The following is a 17,823-nucleotide window of genomic DNA, read 5'->3' as shown; positions in this document are numbered from 1 at the left end:
TCTCCTGTCGGTCAGGGTTTGCGGCGGGCGTCTTCTAGCCCACGCCCCTTGGCTTTGAGCAGGGCGGCCGTGCGTGCATCGTACTCGAGCTTGGCCACCGAACCGCCGGGCAACAGCAGCTTGACCTCGTACTGCCAGATGCCGTCGTCGCGGTCCAGCTCCACCCCGATCACGTCGCCCGCGTACTGGCGCGATACTGTTTCCAGGATGCGCGACAGCGGCAGGATTTCGCCCGACTGCACGGCCGCGCGGGCGCGGTCGGCGTCCTTGTCGGCGTGCGCGGCCGGCATCGCCGCCAGCGCCAGCAGCGCCGCAGCGACCAGCATGCGCGGGCGCAGGAGGGCCGGGAAATTGAACTTCATGGCCCGGAGTTTGCAGCAAATTGCCTGAATGCGGGCTGAACGGAACCCTCAGGCGGCGTTCAGCCGCCGGCACGGACAATGGCCGCCATCACAGCCATCCTGCCAGAGAGCCCGCCCATGCCGCCCGTATCGACACTCGCCCGCCACTTGTCTTCGCCGCGCGCAAGGTGGCTGCGCTGGCTCGCGCTGGCGGCCGGCGCGCCGGTTTCACTGCTGTGCGTGGCGAGCCTGTTCGGCATGCAGGCCGGCCTGCTTGCGTCCTGGCAGGCATGGTGGCATGCCGATGCAAGCCTGGCGATGATCGCGCTCGGCACTCTCTTCGCGGGCTCCGTGCTGGCGCTTTGCACGGGTGACCAGGCAGCAAACGGTAGCGCCGCGGCACGCGCATCGCTGCGCGCGCAGGCACCTGAAGCGGCTGCCGCGAACGCCAAAACGGGGGTACGTAGGCCGTATTCGCGTTTCCACTGAGGCAAAGCCGCGACAAAACCCGGGGTTTTCACGGGGTTTTACGTTTCGCATGCACGAAAACCCCTTGACTTACGGTACTTTCCGCTATGATTCAGTGGGCGTCGAGAAGACGATTGCGCAACGCTGAGAAGCAATGCGAAACACCTGCCGACACCCATCTGTTCAACTTACGAATATCGATATGGCGACCAAAGCGAAACCGACCGCGAAGACTGCAACCAAGCCCGCTGCCAAGAAGGCCGCGGCAACCAAGGCACCTGTGAAGGCTGCCGCCAAGAAGGCCACGCCGGCCAAGAAGGCTGCTCCCGCCGCTGCGCCCGTTGCGCGCCCGCTGAAGGACACCTTCAACAAGTCGAGCCTGGTCGCTCACCTGGTAGCTCAGACCCAACTGGAAGCCAAGGCCGTGAAGACGGTGCTGGCCCACCTGGAAACCACCATCATCGGCGCGCTGAACAAGAAGGGCGCTGGCGAGTTCACGCTGCCCGGCCTGCTGAAGGTCACGGCGCAGCAAGTGCCGGCCAAGAAGAAGCGCTTTGGCAAGGACCCGTTCACCGGTGAAGAGCGTTGGTTCCCGGCCAAGCCGGCCAGCGTCAAGGTCAAGGTCCGTCCGCTGAAGAAGCTGAAGGACGCCGCAGCCTGATCTGCGCCACGTTGTCCTGACAAAAAAGGAGCCGCTTGCCGGCTCCTTTTTTTATTGCGCGAGCGCAATACCTGCCGCGCGTTCCTGCATGTTCAGCCGCCGGCGACAGACCGGAGCGGGAGGAGACACGATGCCAAGTCTGCAATGCCAGATGTGGCGGCTTGCCTTGCGCCTGGTCCGGCGCAAGCGGCGGTTTGCCAGCGCCCAGGCGCTCCATGATGAAATCCGGCGGCGCCGTATCGCCGGGCGCGCCTATCCGTCCCGCCGCCTGCGCGCGCGGCACGCGGTCAGCGAGGAGCGCATCGCCGGGATGGAGGTCTACACTGTGCAGCCCAGGAGCGGGCCTGCGCACGGTAAGGCCCGTCATATCCTCTACCTGCACGGCGGCGGCTATGTTTTCGATATCGTCAGCCAGCACTGGGATTTCGTCGGCAAGCTGGTGGACGCGCTTGGCTGCGCGGTGACGGTGCCGGTCTATCCGCTGGCGCCGGAACATACCCACCGCGACGTGTTCGCGGCCATGGTGCCGCTGTGGCAGGCGCTGCAGCAGCGCTATCCGGGCGCAGACCTGACCGTCATGGGCGATTCCGCTGGCGGCGGCATGGCGCTGGCGCTGGCACAGGTGCTGCGCGACAGCGGCCAAGCGCTGCCGCGGCGCCTGGTATTGATGTCGCCGTTCCTGGATGCCACCGGCGACAATCCCGGCATCGATGCCCTGGAGCCGTTCGACCCGATGCTGTCACGCCCCGGGGGCATTGAATGCGGGCGCGTCTATGCCGGCGCGGATCCGGTCACCCTGCCGCAGGTCAGTCCCATGCGCGGCGTGTTGCGCGGGCTGCCGCCCACCACCTTGTTCATCGGCACCCATGACATCCTGCTGCCCGACTGCAGGAAGTTCCGCCAGATGGCCGACGAGCAAGGCCTGGCGCTTCGGTATCACGAGGGCGAGGGGATGTTCCACGTCTGGATGCTGCTGCCGATGCCGGAAGCGGACGCGGCGTTTGCCGAGATTGAGCGGTCCGTGCTTGCCGACGACGCCCATGGCGCGGAGGGCAGGGACGAGCCGGTGCGCGCTGCCGTTGCCCCGCAGGAGGTGACCAACCCGGGGTGATGCGGCCGCCGGGTGATTCATGCCAGGCTGGCCGCAAGCGGATCCGACTGGAGCAAGTTTAACCTGCGTCAAACTGGAAGCACGGGCGCCCCCCTAGAATCGGTCAGGTCATGGGTGCGGGGGCGCTCCCCATGACAGAGCTTCCGGAGTCTTCCTGAAGCTTCCGCCCGCGGCCGCAATGGCCGCGGGTTTTTTATTTGGCGTCCACCATCCGGACCGCTACTTCAGGCCACCACCTGCTTGGCATAGGTTGCCCGCGCCATCTCGCAGACCTCTACCGACACCTGCACGTCCTGGCCGGAGCCGGAGCCAGCCCGCACCGCTTCAGCGATCACGTCGCAGACGGCCTGCGCCAGTGCCTGGCGCACGGCGGTGTCGCGGCCGTCCAGGATCGACAGGCGCGCGTGGACAAAGGCCCGCTCGACCGCGTCCACGCCCTGGCGGTAAGTCGACAGCGTGATGCAGCGCGACTTGATATCCGCCTCCTGGAACTGTCCGGAAGCCAGCAGGGCGGCATTGGCTTCATCCAGCAACTCTTCCTGCGAGCAGTTCAGGCGGGTGTTTTCGGTGAGTTCGATGACGAGGTGAGGCATGGCGGCGTCCTGACTGTGTGTTCCGGTGAAACCGAGCATGATACGGGATCGCAGGGCGTGCTAATGCAAACGGGGCGCCTTTGGGCGCCCCGTCGGGATGTGCTGCTGGTGCGGGATCAGGCGTGGACAGGCGTGCGCTTGCGTGCCGGTGCCCGCGCGCCGTCGAAGCGGGCCGGATTTTCCCGGGCGAGCTGCTGCAGCTGAGCCAGCTTGGCCTTCAGGCCGGCATCCAGTTTCGGTGCGGGCATCACCGTGGACGGGCAGGCCACGCCCAGGATGCCGAGCGCCTGCTGGAAGTTCTCCAGGGTCAGCCCGGCAGCCGGGTCAACGGTGACGAGGTGCTCGCGCAGGGCTTCGGGCATCGACTCCGGGGCGGCGCAGGAAATGATCACGTAGTGGACCGGCTTGGCACCCTGGGCGAAATAGGCTTCGATTTCCGCGCCATGGCCGCCTGCGGCCGGCGGGGTCATGGCTTCGACCTGCAGGTCCAGCTGCTGCAGGATTGCCGCGGGCGTGCCGCGGCGCCAGGCGTCGGACACCACCACGCGGGCGCCGGCCACGCCGAACAACCTGCGTACGAACCCCAGCGCGACAGGATCAAAGAACCGGACGTCGCGCAGCGTGCCCGAATCCGGAATGCCGCCGAGGCGGGTGCGGGAGCGGTCGGAATACAGGACGCCGGGTACGTCCAGCATGATTAGTCGTTCAGCCATGGTTTCCTGTGCGGGTGCCAGTTCAGTTGGTGTGAACCAAGATTACTCGCCACGGGCAGGCTGACACGTAACCGGTACGGGTTCAGTTGAAACAGATCTGTAACTTTGTCGGGGAAGACGTAAATGCCGGTTACGCCGCCATGACAAATGTTTCGCCCAGACACATCTGGCCGATACAAAGATGACACGCACTAGAAGCGGAAGCGGGCCACATCGTCGGCCAGTGCCGCTGCCTGCTGGTCCAGCCGGGCTGCCTGGCTGGCCAGGTCATCGACCAGCGCCGCGTTCTGCTGGGCGGTGTGACGCAGCTGCGATACGGATTGCCCGGCGGCCTGCACGCTGCCGGCCTGCTCGTCGGCAATCGTGCGCAACGCCTCGGCCAGCACATGGCTGTGCCCGACGGTAGCCGCGATGCGGTCCATCGCCGCCACCACGCTGGCGCTCAGGCGCGCGCCTTGCTCGATCTCATGCGTCGCCGTGCCGACGATGCCGCCGATCTCGCGCGCCGCATCGGCGCTGCGCTGGGCCAGCGCGCGCACTTCTTGCGCGACCACCGCAAAGCCGCGGCCGGCGGGGCCGGCGCGGGCCGCTTCGACGGCGGCATTCAGGGCCAGGATATTGGTCTGGAAGGCGATGCCCTGGATCACGCCGACGATCTCGGCGATATGGCGCGAGTGGCCGTGCAGCGTATCCATCGCGCCGCGCATCTGCTGCACCACGGCAGCGCCGGCATCGGTGGCGGCACGTGCCTGGCTGGCCATCTGGCTCGATTCGGTGGCCTGGGCGTGCGCGTCGGCCACGCGTGCGGCCAGTGCCTGCATGCTGCCGGTGGTGGCATCGAGCGCGCTGGCCTGCTGCTGGGTACGCGCCGACAAGGCCTGGTTGTCTTCGGCGATCTGCTCGCCGGCCGCGGTGATCTCCTGTGCGCTGGCCTGGATACGCGCCAGCACGCCGGCAAGCTGGTCGCGCATGCCGGCCACGTGGTGCAGCATGCTGCTGTGGTCCGACGGGCGCAGGGCGATGGTGGCGGTCAGGTCACCGGCGGCTATGCGGCGCGCGATCTCGGCGGCGTCGCGCGGCTCGCCGCCAAGCTCGGCACGCAGGCCGCGCGCCGCGATCCACGCCAGCGCCGCCGCCGCCAGCAGGCTGGCGCCGAGCAGGGCGGCCATCCATGCCTGCGCGCGCAGCTGGCTGGCCGCCACGCTGGCCACCGTGGCCGCGGCCTTTTGTTCCTGCTGCCGGCGCACGGCTTCCACCTGCCGGCTGAGGGATTGCAGCTGTTCGGTGACGAAGTGGCCGTCGACCGAGACCGCGCTGTCGAATTGCAGCGAGTCCAGCGGCTGCTTGCGCAGCAGCGCCACGTAGGCGTGCACCAGCTCGCCGGCGCGCTGGCGTTCGCGCAGCAGCGGCGCGGCCTGTGCCGCGGCGGCCTGGCGTACGCCGGCCAGCGCAGCATCGAGCTGCGACAGGCCGCGCGCGATGTCGGCGGCGGCATCGTCGCGCTCGGTGCTGCTGGTGGCCATGGTCAGCGCCAGCTGGGCACGGCCAAGGGTAACCAGCGCCGACTGCGCACGCTCGGCCGAGATGGCGCCGTGCATGTCGTGCTGGTACAGGGTATCGGTGCGCGCCTTGATCGAGACCAGGTTGGCGATGCCGGTCAACCCGACGGCGGCGCCGAACAGGTACACCAGGGCAAAGGCGGCACACATGCGCGCCACCAGCGGCAGGCGGCCCAGTCGTGCGGAAAGCCGCGCGAACAGCCGCGCGGGGGCAGCTGCCCGGCTGCGGCCGGGCAGGCGTGTCTTGATGACTTGCAACACGGAGAAGACTCCAAACGGGCGCGCTGGCTCCAGAAGGATGCACGGCCCGGGCTTGACCCGAATTGCCGCGCGCGCTGTCCTCTGTCCGGGACGGTCGCAGGCGGCGCACGGATGGTCGGTCATCAACGTGACGCCTGCGTGACATGGAATGAGGATCTTTGTCATCACGCTGTCATCTCCATGTCATGCAATGGCGCTCGCCCATCTTGCTCCACCCCCGGATTTCCTCCATGACAGGCCTGCCTGCCGCCACGCCTTCGCACGACCGCGCACCTGTCGCATCTTCTGGCACCCCCGTCGCGGCGGCACTGGCGCGTGCACGGCTGCCGCCGCTGCACGCGATATTCCAGCCGATCGTGCAGGCCGACAATGCCGAAATCCTTGGCTACGAGGCGCTGATCCGGGGCCCGGCGGGCTCGCCCTGGGCGAACCCCGACGCGTTGTTCCGGCTGGCGCAGGGCGTTGCCGCGACCATGGCGCTGGAGATCCACGCGGCGCGCACCGCGCTGGCCGCCTGGCGCAGCCTGGACCTGCCCGGCAAGCTCTTCCTCAATTTCAGCCCCATGACATTGCGGCACCTGCTGGCCGAGCGCGGGCGGTTGATGGCGGCGCTGCTGGAAGCGGGCATTGCGCCATCGCGCCTGGTGATCGAAGTCACCGAACAGACCCCGATCGGCGATGCGGCCAGCTTTGCCCAGGCGATGGCGGTGCTGCGCGAGCTCGGCATGCAATACGCGCTGGATGATTTCGGCACCGGGCATGCCAACCTCGATCTGCTGGCGCACTTGTCGCCGCAATTCGTCAAGATCGACAAATCGCTGGTGCGTGGCATTGCTTCCTGTTCGCGCCGGCTGGAGATCCTGCGCGCGCTGCTGCGCATGATGAGCGCCTTTGGCGGGCGCGTGATCGCCGAAGGCATCGAAGACGAAGACGAGCTCGCGGTAATCCGCGACCTGGGCGTGACCGGCGCCCAGGGCTACTACGTGGGCCGGCCCGTGGCGCGGCCGGCCGCGCAGGCGCCGCTGCACGTGCACCAGGCGCTGGCGTCGCGCCATATCGCCGTGTTTCCGCAAATGGTGCGCTCAGGCTGGTCGGGCATTACCGCCGGGCGCCTGCTGCGGCCAGCGCCGACCGTATCCCCTGCCACCAGCAACGATGCGGTGCTGCGTGTCTTCCAGGACCAGCCCGACCTGCAGGCCGTGGCCGTCGTCAATGACGAAGGCCGGCCGCTGGCGATCATCAGCCGCCAGGCCTTTGTCGACCGCTACGCGGCGCCGTTCCATCGCGAGCTGTATGGCAAGAAGGCCTGCATCGCCATGGCCAACCGCGAGCCGGCCTGCTTTGACCATCGCGCCAGCCTGGAGGAGATGGCGCAGATCCTGTCCGGCGAGAACACGCGTTCGCTTGCCGATGGTTTCGTGATCACCGAACAGGGCTGCTATATCGGCCTGGGCACCGGCGCCGACCTGATCCGGGCCATCACCGAAGTGCGCATGGAGGCGGCGCGCTACGCCAATCCTCTGACCTTCCTGCCCGGCAATATTCCGCTGAACCAGCATATCGAACGACTGATCGAAGCCGCCAGCGAGTTCCGCGCCTGCTATGTCGACCTGAACCATTTCAAGCCTTTCAACGACAAGTATGGCTACTGGAAGGGCGATGAGATGCTCAAGGGCGCGGCCGCCATCCTGGCCGAGGCCTGTGATCCCGCACGCGATTTTCTCGGCCATGTGGGCGGCGACGATTTCCTGGTGCTGTACCAGAGCAACGACTGGGCCGCGCGCCTGCAAGCGGCAATCCGGCGCTTCAACGATGCGGCGCGCGCCATGTATTCGCCCGCCGATCGCAGCGCCGGCGGCATGCATGGCGAAGACCGGCACGGGCGGCCGGTCTTCTTTGCGCCAGTGTCGATGGCGGTTGGCGTGGTGTGTGTGAGCGGCGAGGGCGTGGCGGGCCTGCAGCGGCTGGGCAGCCAGCATATCGGTGCCGCGGCGGCGGCGGCCAAGCGCGAGGCCAAGCGCTCGGCAACCGGCATGGCGGTGCTGGATTTCCTGTCGCTGGCCGCGACGCTGTCGGTCTAGCGGTCCGGCTGCCTGCGCCTGGTGACCCGGCGGCCCGCTGCGGGCAGCCTGGGCGCGTCGCCCCCTTCCAGTACGTCGAGCCGGTAGCCGTGCGCGTAGACGACGGTGATGACGATGCCGTTGGCGATGCCGATGCACAGGGTCTTGCGCAGGCGCGAGATCAGTCCCGCCAGTGCCCGCGACAGCGGCGCCAGTTCATGCCGCCACACCGCCTGCTGGATGCGGTCGCTGGACAGGACCCGGCCGACATTGGAGAACAACAGCATGGCCAGGTCGAATTCCTTCGGCGTCATTTCGATGCGCTCGTCGCGCAGCGTGGCAAAGCGGCCCACGCTGTTGAGCTGGTAGGGGCCGACGCGCACCACCAGGCCCTGGCGCAGGCGCTCGCCGGTCACCCGGCGGCGCAGCGCCGTGATGCGTGCCATCAGCACGCGCGCATTGAGCGGACGGCATACGTAGTCATCAGCGCCGGCTTCGAGTGCATCGACAAGGCCGTCTTCACTGCTGTCGGCCGCAAGCATGATGATGGGCACATCGCGTGAGCGCGCACAGCGCACGGCACGGATAACGTCGACGGCTGGAAGGTCCGGCAACTCGTCATCGATCAGCAGCAGGTCGAACGGAACCTGGCTGACACCGTGGATCAGGTCCCGGCCCGATTCAAACACGTTGCAACGATAACCGGAACGTGCCAGCAGTTCCGGCACCGGCCGGAGTTGGGGCGACTTGCCCATGAGCAGCGCAATATTCATCGATGGCGAAATACGAGAGCTTGGCAGGGACGGCCGGACCGCGATGGAACGAAGGCAGGCGCGCACGCACGCAGCACTACCGCTCGCAAGCAGCAAGCGTACAAAAAGTGCGGTCAACAGGACAATCAGACATTTCTGAAATTTCTGCTGTTTTTTTGATGGCGCTCGCGTTGTTGGCGTGACGGAGCGCATGTCGACGGGGCCGATGGCGATATGGAAAGTTGTCCACAGTTCCTGTGGACAAGCCAGGTAACAGCGGCCGGACTACGGCCTGGCACCGTGATGCTGTCGGCGTGCCAAAAAAGAAGGCAGCCGAGTTGAAGTTATGGGCGCCGTGCTGTCAACATCCGGGCGGGGTGTGCCAAAATAGCGCGCATCCCGTTCCGGTCCGGGGACTCAAGCCCACCGATGCTGCAGAGCCCGAGTGTCATCGCCATCATCGTCCTGTGCTTTCACGTCGTCGGCGTGGTGGCCGCCCTGCATGCCGTCATGACGGTGCGCACCGCGCCCGGCGCGATCGCGTGGGCGGGGTCGCTGCTGATGATGCCGTACTTCACGCTGGTGCCTTACCTGGTCTTCGGGCGCAGCACCTTCGCCGGCTACGTCGATGCGCGGCGCTTCAATGACGACCACCTGCGCGAGCTGCGCCACGGCATGACCCCGCGCGAGCGCGAGGCGCGCAGCGCCTGCGTGGTCCATGCGCCGGCGCAGGCCTGCATGCGTGCGCTGCCCCGGCTGACCGGCATGCCGTGCCTGGCCAACAATGACGTGCGCTTGCTGGTCAATGGCGAGCAGACCTTCGAGGCGATCTTTGCCGCGATCGCGCGGGCCAGCCAGGTGCTGATCGTGCAGTTCTTCATCGTGCATGACGACGCGCTGGGCCAGCGCCTGCAGGCGCTGCTGTGTGAGCGTGCACGGGCCGGCGTCAAGGTGTACTTCCTGTTCGATCGCATCGGCTGCCACGCGCTGCCGCGCCGCTACGTGCGTACGCTGACCGAGGCCGGTGTCGATGCGCGGGCGTTCTCCACGCACCGCGGCTTTGTCAATCGGTTCCAGCTCAATTTTCGCAACCATCGCAAGCTGGTGATCGTCGACGGCAGCGAGGCTTTTGTCGGTGGCCACAACGTCGGCGTTGAATACCTGGGCGAACGCCCGCCGCTGGCGCCGTGGCGCGACACCCATATCGCGCTGCGCGGCAGCGCCGTGCTGGACCTGCAGATGGCCTTTGCCGAAGACTGGTTCTGGGCCGCGCGCGAGGTGCCGCACCTGCTGATGCCGCCGCCTGAGGTGGGCGGGCGCATGACCTGCCAGGTGGTGCCGTCAGGCCCTGCCGACGCGCAGGAAACCTGTTCGCTGTTCTTTGTCGAGGCCATCCAGTCGGCGCGCCACCGGCTGTGGATCACGTCGCCGTATTTTGTGCCGGACGAGGCGGTGTTTGCGGTGCTGCGGCTGGCCGTGCTGCGCGGCGTGGATGTGCGCATCCTGATTCCGGCGCGGCCCGATCACCTGGTGGTCTATGCCGCCTCCACCATCTATGCGTATCAGGCCGTGTCCGCCGGCATCAAGCTGTATCGCTACCAGCCGGGCTTCCTGCACCAGAAGGTCATCCTGGTCGACGACGAAGCCGCGGCTGTCGGCACGGCCAACCTGGACAACCGCTCGTTCCGGCTCAACTTCGAGCTGATGGTGATGACCGCCGACAAGGGCTTTGCCGCGAGCGTGGCCACCATGCTCGAAGCCGACTTCGCCCAGGCCCGGCGCATCGGCGTAGACGAGTTCCTTGACGCGCCGGCGCCGCTGCGCGTGGCGATGCACGTCGCCAAGCTGTTCGCGCCAATCCTCTGAAGCCCGCATTCCGGTCCGCCGATTCCTGCAATCCTCGTTGCGACAGACTTGTTTTCGCTTGATTGTGTACACTGTTCACTATAAGCGTATGCACATCATGAACCGTTATCCATATTCAAGAGGGTCCGCATGACCCGGGCTGTCCCCGCGCCCCCGGCGCGCGCCACCTACCGCCACGGAGACCTGCGCCGCGCGCTGCTGGACGCCGGCATCGACCTGGCGCGCGAGGGTGGCCCCGACGCCATCGTGCTGCGCGAGGCCACGCGCCGTGCCGGCGTAGTGCCCAATGCCGCGTATCGGCACTTTGCCAGCCGGCAGGACCTGCTGCAGGCGGTGCGGGCCTCGGCCTTGTCGTCGCTTGCCATTGCCATGGAGGGTGAAATCGGCGGGCTGCGGCCGGGCCGCGGGGCCGCCGCGCATGCGCGTGCCTGCCTTCGTGCGGTCGGCACCGGCTACCTGCGCTTTGCGCTGGCCGAGACCGGACTGTTCCGCACCGCGTTTTCGGTGCCGGATGAAGTGGAAGACGATGCGGACCCGGCCAAGGCGGGCAACAGCGGCCTCAATCCGTTCCAGCTGCTGGGCGCGGCGCTCGACAAGCTGGTGGAAGCCGGCGTGCTGCCGCCCGAGCGCCGGCCGGGCGCGGAGTACCTGGCGTGGTCGGCCGTGCATGGCCTCGCCATCCTGCTGATCGACGGCCCGCTGCGCAGCCGCGCCAGGGAGCAGGCAGAGATCCTCGGGCAGCGCTTGCTCGACATGGTCGAGAAGGGCCTGTAGCGCCTGCAGCAGGATCGCGGCGAAAAAAATGCCACGATGGCGGGGACCATCGTGGCAGTGTAAGGAACCAGGAAGGGGGTCAACCTGGCTCAGTCGGGGCACCCGCGGGCCGGGTGCAAGAGGACTGTATTCTGTTGTTTCTCATCTGAATATCGGACATTTCTTAAATATGGCGTTGAATTGTCCCGATATGCGCACGTCGATGCGGCGCGTCATCAAGACGCGGCTGCATTTCGAGGAATTGTGAGGCTTGCGGCGCGGTCTAACTTGCTGTCAGACAGCCGAACACCGGCGCCACTGCGAGGAGCAGATCATGCGATATGGATTGGGGGTGGCGCTCTGCGTGGCAGTGCTGGCTGGCTGCGTCGCCTATCCCTATGCAGGCGACCCTTACTACCCCGCTTATCCGGCCTATCCGGTGTCGTCTGCCTACTACGATGGCTACCCGGTTGCGCCGTACTACCCGTACTACGGGGCCTGGCCCGGCTACGGTGGCTTCTACGGCAGCTTTACCTATATCCATGGCGGCGGTTACGGCGGGCATCACTGGCATGGCGGTGGTGGCCACGGGCATGGCGGCTGGCATGGGGGCGGACGCGGTGGCGGCCACGGTGGCAGGGGCCGATGACCATGCGTCGCCGTGATGGCAAGGCGGCCCGCATGGGATTACCATCCGCTCATGGACGCCAACGGAGCCCCATCGCCATGACCAAGCCCGCAACGCAGAAGCACCAGACGCCGTCCTCCAGTGAACAACAGCGGAAGGATGAACTGATCGAGCGCGAACTGGACGAGGCGCTGAAAGAGACGTTCCCGGCGAGCGACCCCGTGGCTGTCGATACCCATGCGCCGCGCAAACCCGGGCCGGAACCGAAACCGGCGAAGTAGGCGGGCAGGCTATACCGTAGGGCGCGCAACGCGCCCGCGCAATCCGCCGTGCTATGGCAACTGGCGCAGCTGCCCGATCACCGACATCAGCCGTCCGTGCGCCACGATGACGCCGGACTCGTCCTGCAGGGCTTCCTGGTAACGCTTGCGGAAGGCCGGGTCAGAACCGTCGCTGAACAGCCTTTCCGCGGCGCGTCCGACTGCTCGGCAGGTTTCGTCGTGGTGTTCCTTGGCCTCCAGCTCTTCGTCGATCTCGATGATCAGGCGCGACAGCGGGTCGAGCCAGCGGAAGTAGTTGTCTTCAGTCACCAGTTGCACAAACAGGCCAGCCGGAATCGGGCCGTTCAGGCGCTCATACTGGGTCCTGTCATAGCCGATGACTTCCTTGTGAACCTGCAGCAAGGCAGCCCGCAGGGCTTTCAGCCCCGAGCGCCGGGTTTCCTGGGTGGCGAGGAATTGTTCGTTGGGCATCCCCATCTTCTCCGCGTTTCTGCTTGTTCCGGTCCAGGCAGGTGGTGCGTAATGGCATCCCATGGGCCGCCGCTGCACATCGTGCCAGTGGCGATTGCCTGCCGGATTCTCCGGGCGCGGCCGGCCATGCCTGGCACTGTGCGGCGCGCTGCCAGTATAGGCACCCCCCGCAGCCCGAGCCAGCGCTGCCAGCTAGCGAAATACCCGTATTTGCGCCGGCTGCGCGGCATGATTGGCGCCAGTTGCAAGCCGCCGTCAGTCGCCTTCGGCGGATTGCGGCGCTTGCGCCAGCAGGTCGGCCGCACGTGAGCGCCGCGCGTCCGCTGCGCGGAAATACCGCACTACCGTCGACACGCTCGCGTGGCCGGTCATGGCCATGGTCTCGGCCAGCGGCACCTGTTGCGCAGCAGCCTCCGTGACAAAGCCCGAGCGCAGTGAATGCGCCGAGTAGTCGCCCTCCAGTCCCGCCAGGGCGCAGCGCATCTTGACGATGCGGCTGACCGCCGCATCGGACAAGGCTTCTGCCACATGCCCGCCGCGGCGGATGCGGCGAAACAGCGGCCCGCTGCTGATGCCGGCGGCCGCAAGCCATGCCTCCAGCGCCTGGCCGGCGGCACCGGTGACGGGCTTGGCGGTATCGGCGCGCTCGTTGCCTGACTGGTTGGTCTTGGACCAGCCCAGTGCATAGACGAAATCACCAGGGCCAAGCCGGGTGAGGTGCTCAAGGGTCGCGCGCGCGACTTCAGAGCGGCGGCGCCCGCCACTGGCCCACGCAAACAGCAGCAGCGCACGGTCGCGCAGGCCGCGCAGCGAGTCATCGCAGGTATCGAGCAGGCGCAACAGCGGATCGCGGGTCAGCGCCGCCTTGCGCGCCTGCCGCTGCCCGCGGCGTGCATAGGCACGCCGGATGCCGGCCATCAGTTCGCGCACCGCAGCTTCGGCACAGGGGTTGGGCAGGGCCTGCAGGCGGTGGGCCTTGGCCAGTACTGCCAGCCGGTGGGTCAGCGTGGACAGCGCGGGCGGGCCGGGTCGTGCCTTGTATCCGTCAGCGACCAGCGCCTGGTCGATGGCCGTAGGCATCTCGCAGACGAGGCCTTGCGGCGTCTGGCGCGTGGCGTGGTCGACGATGAACTGGATGACGACGGCAGGCGCGAGCGGGAGCCGCACAGGTTGCCGGTAGCGCAGGGCATACCAGGCAGACCAGTAGCGCAATGCGGACCGGTAGCTCGCCACCGTGTTTTGGGATTCGCCTTCGCGGCGCAGGGCATTGGCCGCTTGCTCGGCAAGAGGATCCAGTTCGGACGGGCGAAGCGGCGCCGGTAGTTCGACATCGGATGCGATCGGTGGAAAGTAGGCCTCGTGGGCTTCTCGGATTTTTATCATAATAAATATGATGTATGCTGTAATATATCATACGGAAAAGACAAATAACAGCCGATAAGTCTCCATTATCGAACCTTATTTCTCTACCTCACAGACTTTTGCAGGATCCCATCATGGAAACCCTCCGCAGCCGTGGCATTACCCGAGACGACGTCTGGCAGGCCGCCGACAGCCTGCTCAAAGCCGGCCAGCGGCCCACCATCGAACGCATCCGCCTGCACCTGGGGCGGGGCTCGCCCAATACGGTCAGCCCGCACCTGGATGCCTGGTTTGCGGCGCTGGGTGGACGTATCCAGGATCCACAGGGCTTTGCGCCCGCACCCGGGTGCCCGGAGCCAGTCACGGAGGCAGCGCGCTACCTGTGGGAAGCGGCACTTCAGGTAGCCAAGGCTTCGGCCGAGGCCGCGCTGGTGCAGCGTGAGGCGGCGCTGGCCGAGGCCCGGGCGGCACTGGAGCAGGAGCGCGAGGCGCTGGCGCAGGAACGCCAGATCATGCAGGCCCGACTGGAAGGGGCCGAGACGGCCATGGCGGAACTGACACGGGCCCGAGACGACGCCACGGAGCGCGCCATGCGCGCTGAAACAGCGGTCTCCGCCTTGCAGCAACAGGTGGAGACCATGCGCGCAGAATCGGCCGCAGCGCTGTCGGCACACAACGCCATGCAGCAGGATTTCGCCGCGCAGCGGGCGGCGTGGGACCAGGACCAGGAGCGGGAAACCGTGACCCAGCGCGCCGCCGCCAATGAACGCCGCATGGCGCTGGAGCTGGACGCCGCGCGCGTGGCGTCCAGGGAAGCCCAGAAGCTGCTGGAAGCCGAGCGCAAGGCGGCCGTTGAGCGGCTGACGCGTGCCGCCGAGGCCGCGTCGCGCCAGGGCAGCGAGATGACCCGCCTTGGCCAGGCGCTCGCCGTGCTGGAAGAACGGGTGCGGCAGCGGGAAAGCCTGCTGGCCGAGTATCGCGACCAGGCGGATGCCGCAACCACGGCCGCCGCCGGCCCCGCCAGTCCGGCAGTCCGCCGCACACGGCCGGCCCGCGCTGCACTGGCCGCCGGCAAGGGCAGTCGGCGGTACACGCGGGGCTTATAGTGCGCCAGGCAGGGCAACCACCAACGGATGCATGGCGGGTGTGCAGGCGGCTTTTGTCAATTGAGCTATACTGAATGCTCATTTGATGAGGTCTGCCATGCCGCTCACGCTCACTCCCGAAGGCCGCTATCCGCTGGCTCATGAACGCCCGGCACCGCCCGAGCTGAGCGTCAACAACTATGTCGCCGTCTATGAGGCCAGCCTGTCGACGCAAGGTGCCATGTCGGTGATCCGCGCGATTCGTGAAGGCGTGCCGGCTTCAGACCTGACCCGCCTGGCCGAATCCATGGGCACGACCAAGGAGCAGCTGATCAAGACACTGGATTTGCCGCGCGCCACCGTGGACCGCAAGGCACGGGCGCACCAGAACCTGTCGAGCGAGCAGAGCGAGCGTGTGCTGGGCATGGCGCGGCTGGTCGGGCAGGTCCAGGCGCTGGTGGAAAGCTCGGGCGATCCGCGTGGGTTCAGCGCGGCACAGTGGGTGGCGCAGTGGCTGGAGCAGCCGTCGCCGGCGCTGGGCGGGCGCCGCCCCGCTGAGCTGATGGATACGCTCGCCGGCCAGCGCATCGTTTCCGACCTGGTGGCCAGGATGCAGAGCGGGGCGTACGCGTGAGGCCAGCCTGGCGGATCGCGACCGACACCCCAGACTACACCGCGGACGATGCCAGCGGCGCCGGCGCCAAGGCCACCGGCGGGCGCTGGAACCGGCAGGGCACGTCCTTGATCTATGCGGCGTCCAGCATTGCGCTGGCTTGCCTGGAAACGCTGGTCCACCTGGGCGCGGGCGGGCTGCCGCTGAACCGCTACCTGGTCCGGATCGACATCCCCGACGAGCTATGGGCGGCCGCGCAGCAACTGAGCGCGGACACCGCCCCCGTTGGCTGGGATGCCATTCCCGCCGGCAAGACCAGCCTCGACACCGGCGAAGCCTGGACCGCCGCGGGCACCAGTGCCTTGCTGCTGGTGCCTTCCATTGTCATTCCCGAAGAACACAACGTGCTGGTCAACCCGACACACCCCGACGCCGCGCGGCTGGCCTACGTCAAGCTGCGCCGCTGGCAGTACGACGCGCGCCTGGTCTGAGGCTCAGGCCGTGGCGCCGGCGCGCAGCATATGCTTCTGGATCTTGCCGCTGGTGGTCTTGGGCAATGCGTCCAGGAAGTGATAGCGGCGCGGGCGCTTGTAGGCTGCCAGCCGGTCGCCCTGCAGCAGGAAGGCGTCAAGCTGCGCCGCGCTGACCGGTGCGTCGCCGCGCGTCACCACATAGGCGCCGACCACCTGGCCCCAGGTCGGATCGGGTTCGCCCAGCACGGCGACCTCCAGCACGGCCGGATGCTCGATCAGCGCGTCTTCCACCTCGCGCGGATAGACGTTCTCCGCGCCGGAATTGATCATGTAGTCGATGCGGTCGCGGATCCACAGGTAGCCGTCCGCATCCAGGCTGCCGAGGTCGCCGGTGTGGTACCAGCCGTGCGCCTGCGCGCGCGCATTGGCATCCGGGCGGTTCAGGTAGCCCTGCATCATGCAGGGGCCACGCACCAGCACTTCGCCGACTTCGCCCGGCGCGCACGGCTGCAAGGGGTCGGTCGGCTCGCCGTCGTCGCGCAGCCTGGCCACCACCAGTTCATGGCCGAGCGCGGGCAGGCCTGCCGAGCCGGCGTGGCTCAGTTGCTCATGCGGGTAAAGCACCGACATGCACGGGCCCATTTCCGTGGTGCCGTACACCTGCACCAGCCCGGCGCCGATCTTGCGGTCCCATTCGCGGATCAGGTGCGGCGCCATCGACGCGCCGCCGTATTCCACCAGCCGCAGCGAAGACACGTCGCGCGCGTCGGCATCCGGATGGTTCAGCAGCATGCCCACCATGGTCGGCGCGGCAAAGAAATGCGTGACGCGCTCGCTTTCCACCAGTTGCCAGGCCTCGCCCGCGTCGAAGCGGCGCTGCAGCACCTGCGTCGCGCCGACCTGCAGGCGGGGCAGGAAGCTGGTGTGCAGCTCGGCAGTATGGTTCAGCGGCGCGACCGACAGGCCCACGTCCTCGCGCGACAGCGTCATGGCCTGGTGCATCATCGCGTTGTGCTGCAGCTTGCTGCGATGGGTGTGCACCACGCCCTTGGGGCGGCCGGTGGTGCCGCTGGTGTACATCAGGATGCAGGGGTCGTCTTCATGGACCGTCACCGCGGGCGGCGTGGCCGGCTGGCCCGCAGCCAGCGTGTGGAGCCGATGTGTGGCAAAGGCGGGCGCGGCATCGGGGTCGGCATAGATGCGCAGCGCGGTGCCGGGGGCCAGTTCGGCCGCCTTCTCCACCACGCCCGCGCCTTCCTCTTCGAACAGCACTGCCTTGGCGCCGCCATCGTTCAGGATGTAGGCCAGTTCCTGCGCAGCCAGGCGGTAGTTGACCGGGTTGTAGACCGCGCCGATGCGCGCAGTGGCCAGCAGCGTGAAGACGAAGGCCGGGGTGTTGTAGAGGAAGGCCGCGACCACGTCGCCCTTGCCGATCCCCAGCGACTGCAGCGCGTGCGCGTGGCGGTTGACCTCGGCATCGAGCTCCGCATACGTCCACGCGCGTCGACCGGCACCGATGCCGCTGACCAGCGCGGTCTTGCGCGGCAGGTAGCGCGCGGGCCAGGAGAGGGTGTCGCCAAGGGTGGTGCCGCGGGTCAAGGTTGTGCTCCGGTCGTGGTCCGCCGCCGGCGAGCCGGCAGGTGGTTGTTGTCTTGTAAGCCGGACAATATAGAGCGGCGGGTGGGGCACATGGAAATAACGTTTTGCTCTTTCCTTATGCCGGAGCGGCCGTCACGCGATAACGCCCTTGCGGGATACTGTATATTCATACA

At 67.5% G+C, this 17,823-nt stretch carries 19 protein-coding genes; 11 read left to right on the top strand and 8 right to left on the bottom strand.

The features are described 5' to 3' along the window. Nucleotides 1–11 precede the first annotated feature (11 nt). Nucleotides 12–362, bottom strand: a complete 351-nt coding sequence (locus tag AC07UK_RS14465) for a PepSY domain-containing protein (RefSeq protein ID WP_013952879.1) — start codon at nucleotides 360–362, stop codon at nucleotides 12–14. 78 nt (nucleotides 363–440) lie between these two features. Here AC07UK_RS14465 and AC07UK_RS14460 point away from each other — a divergent pair, with 78 nt between their 5' ends. The 3 genes from AC07UK_RS14460 (at nucleotide 441) to AC07UK_RS14450 (ending at nucleotide 2,581) form a co-directional block, all read left to right on the top strand. Beyond that, nucleotides 441–830 (top strand): hypothetical protein, encoded by a 390-nt coding sequence (locus tag AC07UK_RS14460; RefSeq protein WP_436223474.1) that lies wholly within the window; start codon nucleotides 441–443, stop codon nucleotides 828–830. 181 nt (nucleotides 831–1,011) lie between these two features. Continuing rightward, nucleotides 1,012–1,470: an HU family DNA-binding protein gene (locus tag AC07UK_RS14455; protein WP_010809407.1), complete on the top strand. Its 459-nt coding sequence runs from the start codon at nucleotides 1,012–1,014 to the stop codon at nucleotides 1,468–1,470. A gap of 130 nt (nucleotides 1,471–1,600) precedes the next feature. Further along, nucleotides 1,601–2,581, top strand: a complete 981-nt coding sequence (locus AC07UK_RS14450; protein WP_494685714.1) for an alpha/beta hydrolase fold domain-containing protein — start codon at nucleotides 1,601–1,603, stop codon at nucleotides 2,579–2,581. 224 nt (nucleotides 2,582–2,805) lie between these two features. Here AC07UK_RS14450 and AC07UK_RS14445 read toward each other — a convergent pair whose 3' ends face one another. The 3 genes from AC07UK_RS14445 to AC07UK_RS14435 all read right to left on the bottom strand — a co-directional run bounded on the left by AC07UK_RS14445 (nucleotide 2,806) and on the right by AC07UK_RS14435 (nucleotide 5,707). After that, nucleotides 2,806–3,174 carry a 5-carboxymethyl-2-hydroxymuconate Delta-isomerase gene (locus AC07UK_RS14445; protein WP_494685715.1) on the bottom strand — a complete coding sequence of 123 codons (369 nt, stop codon included), beginning with the start codon at nucleotides 3,172–3,174 and terminating at the stop codon, nucleotides 2,806–2,808. Between the two features lie 116 nt (nucleotides 3,175–3,290). Continuing rightward, nucleotides 3,291–3,887, bottom strand: a complete 597-nt coding sequence (locus AC07UK_RS14440; RefSeq protein ID WP_436223472.1) for an HAD domain-containing protein — start codon at nucleotides 3,885–3,887, stop codon at nucleotides 3,291–3,293. Nucleotides 3,888–4,078: 191 nt separating this feature from the next. Beyond that, nucleotides 4,079–5,707 carry a methyl-accepting chemotaxis protein gene (locus AC07UK_RS14435; protein ID WP_494685716.1) on the bottom strand — a complete coding sequence of 543 codons (1,629 nt, stop codon included), beginning with the start codon at nucleotides 5,705–5,707 and terminating at the stop codon, nucleotides 4,079–4,081. 230 nt (nucleotides 5,708–5,937) lie between these two features. Between AC07UK_RS14435 and AC07UK_RS14430 the strand changes: the two genes are divergently transcribed. Next, on the top strand, nucleotides 5,938–7,788 hold the full coding sequence (locus AC07UK_RS14430) for an EAL domain-containing protein (RefSeq protein WP_494685717.1): 1,851 nt from the start codon (nucleotides 5,938–5,940) through the stop codon (nucleotides 7,786–7,788). Here AC07UK_RS14430 and AC07UK_RS14425 read toward each other — a convergent pair. Next, nucleotides 7,785–8,540: a response regulator transcription factor gene (locus AC07UK_RS14425; protein WP_494685718.1), complete on the bottom strand. Its 756-nt coding sequence runs from the start codon at nucleotides 8,538–8,540 to the stop codon at nucleotides 7,785–7,787. The two genes, AC07UK_RS14430 and AC07UK_RS14425, sit on opposite strands and share 4 nt — an antisense overlap. Nucleotides 8,541–8,948: 408 nt before the next feature. Between AC07UK_RS14425 and cls the strand changes: the two genes are divergently transcribed. From cls to AC07UK_RS14405, 4 genes are all read left to right on the top strand, one after another. Further along, nucleotides 8,949–10,385: a cardiolipin synthase gene (gene cls / locus AC07UK_RS14420; RefSeq protein WP_436223468.1), complete on the top strand. Its 1,437-nt coding sequence runs from the start codon at nucleotides 8,949–8,951 to the stop codon at nucleotides 10,383–10,385. 129 nt (nucleotides 10,386–10,514) lie between these two features. Next, a complete protein-coding gene (locus AC07UK_RS14415) occupies nucleotides 10,515–11,159 on the top strand; it encodes a TetR/AcrR family transcriptional regulator (RefSeq protein ID WP_114134740.1) in 645 nt (214 codons plus the stop codon). A 313-nt stretch (nucleotides 11,160–11,472) separates the two neighbouring features. Next, nucleotides 11,473–11,787 carry a hypothetical protein gene (locus AC07UK_RS14410; protein WP_436223467.1) on the top strand — a complete coding sequence of 105 codons (315 nt, stop codon included), beginning with the start codon at nucleotides 11,473–11,475 and terminating at the stop codon, nucleotides 11,785–11,787. 77 nt (nucleotides 11,788–11,864) lie between these two features. Beyond that, a complete protein-coding gene (locus AC07UK_RS14405; RefSeq protein ID WP_436223466.1) occupies nucleotides 11,865–12,047 on the top strand; it encodes a hypothetical protein in 183 nt (60 codons plus the stop codon). A gap of 51 nt (nucleotides 12,048–12,098) precedes the next feature. Here the strand turns inward: AC07UK_RS14405 and AC07UK_RS14400 are convergent, their stop codons facing one another. Both AC07UK_RS14400 and AC07UK_RS14395 read right to left on the bottom strand, forming a co-directional pair. Next, nucleotides 12,099–12,524 carry a hypothetical protein gene (locus AC07UK_RS14400; RefSeq protein WP_035823937.1) on the bottom strand — a complete coding sequence of 142 codons (426 nt, stop codon included), beginning with the start codon at nucleotides 12,522–12,524 and terminating at the stop codon, nucleotides 12,099–12,101. Nucleotides 12,525–12,773: 249 nt separating this feature from the next. Beyond that, a complete protein-coding gene (locus AC07UK_RS14395; RefSeq protein WP_436223465.1) occupies nucleotides 12,774–13,901 on the bottom strand; it encodes a site-specific integrase in 1,128 nt (375 codons plus the stop codon). A gap of 113 nt (nucleotides 13,902–14,014) precedes the next feature. Here AC07UK_RS14395 and AC07UK_RS14390 point away from each other — a divergent pair, with 113 nt between their 5' ends. The 3 genes from AC07UK_RS14390 (at nucleotide 14,015) to AC07UK_RS14380 (ending at nucleotide 16,069) form a co-directional block, all read left to right on the top strand. Beyond that, entirely contained in the window at nucleotides 14,015–14,986 is a 972-nt protein-coding gene (locus AC07UK_RS14390; protein ID WP_494685719.1) for a DNA-binding protein, read from the top strand. Nucleotides 14,987–15,083: 97 nt separating this feature from the next. Beyond that, a complete protein-coding gene (locus AC07UK_RS14385; RefSeq protein WP_035823930.1) occupies nucleotides 15,084–15,599 on the top strand; it encodes an Xre family toxin-antitoxin system antitoxin in 516 nt (171 codons plus the stop codon). Further along, nucleotides 15,596–16,069 (top strand): RES family NAD+ phosphorylase, encoded by a 474-nt coding sequence (locus tag AC07UK_RS14380; protein WP_494685720.1) that lies wholly within the window; start codon nucleotides 15,596–15,598, stop codon nucleotides 16,067–16,069. Before AC07UK_RS14385 ends, AC07UK_RS14380 begins: the two co-directional genes overlap by 4 nt. 3 nt (nucleotides 16,070–16,072) lie before the next feature. On the opposite strand, the gene AC07UK_RS14375 is transcribed toward AC07UK_RS14380, so the two are convergent. Beyond that, entirely contained in the window at nucleotides 16,073–17,650 is a 1,578-nt protein-coding gene (locus AC07UK_RS14375; protein ID WP_494685721.1) for a fatty acid--CoA ligase, read from the bottom strand. Between the last annotated feature and the right edge of the window lie 173 nt (nucleotides 17,651–17,823).

The sequence above is a fragment of the Cupriavidus sp. GW821-FHT07C08 genome, from assembly GCF_059419025.1.
Note: the sequence above shows the minus strand (reverse complement) of the source record. Positions and strands in the feature narration are given on the sequence as shown.

Coding starts and splice junctions, on each gene's coding strand:
- AC07UK_RS14465 (WP_013952879.1), bottom strand. CDS start 362: ATGAAGTTCAATTTCCCGGCCCTCCTGCGCCCGCGCATGCTGGTCGCT.
- AC07UK_RS14460 (WP_436223474.1), top strand. CDS start 441: ATGGCCGCCATCACAGCCATCCTGCCAGAGAGCCCGCCCATGCCGCCC.
- AC07UK_RS14455 (WP_010809407.1), top strand. CDS start 1,012: ATGGCGACCAAAGCGAAACCGACCGCGAAGACTGCAACCAAGCCCGCT.
- AC07UK_RS14450 (WP_494685714.1), top strand. CDS start 1,601: ATGCCAAGTCTGCAATGCCAGATGTGGCGGCTTGCCTTGCGCCTGGTC.
- AC07UK_RS14445 (WP_494685715.1), bottom strand. CDS start 3,174: ATGCCTCACCTCGTCATCGAACTCACCGAAAACACCCGCCTGAACTGC.
- AC07UK_RS14440 (WP_436223472.1), bottom strand. CDS start 3,887: ATGGCTGAACGACTAATCATGCTGGACGTACCCGGCGTCCTGTATTCC.
- AC07UK_RS14430 (WP_494685717.1), top strand. CDS start 5,938: ATGACAGGCCTGCCTGCCGCCACGCCTTCGCACGACCGCGCACCTGTC.
- AC07UK_RS14425 (WP_494685718.1), bottom strand. CDS start 8,540: ATGAATATTGCGCTGCTCATGGGCAAGTCGCCCCAACTCCGGCCGGTG.
- cls (WP_436223468.1), top strand. CDS start 8,949: ATGCTGCAGAGCCCGAGTGTCATCGCCATCATCGTCCTGTGCTTTCAC.
- AC07UK_RS14415 (WP_114134740.1), top strand. CDS start 10,515: ATGACCCGGGCTGTCCCCGCGCCCCCGGCGCGCGCCACCTACCGCCAC.
- AC07UK_RS14410 (WP_436223467.1), top strand. CDS start 11,473: ATGCGATATGGATTGGGGGTGGCGCTCTGCGTGGCAGTGCTGGCTGGC.
- AC07UK_RS14405 (WP_436223466.1), top strand. CDS start 11,865: ATGACCAAGCCCGCAACGCAGAAGCACCAGACGCCGTCCTCCAGTGAA.
- AC07UK_RS14400 (WP_035823937.1), bottom strand. CDS start 12,524: ATGGGGATGCCCAACGAACAATTCCTCGCCACCCAGGAAACCCGGCGC.
- AC07UK_RS14395 (WP_436223465.1), bottom strand. CDS start 13,901: ATGATAAAAATCCGAGAAGCCCACGAGGCCTACTTTCCACCGATCGCA.
- AC07UK_RS14390 (WP_494685719.1), top strand. CDS start 14,015: ATGGAAACCCTCCGCAGCCGTGGCATTACCCGAGACGACGTCTGGCAG.
- AC07UK_RS14385 (WP_035823930.1), top strand. CDS start 15,084: ATGCCGCTCACGCTCACTCCCGAAGGCCGCTATCCGCTGGCTCATGAA.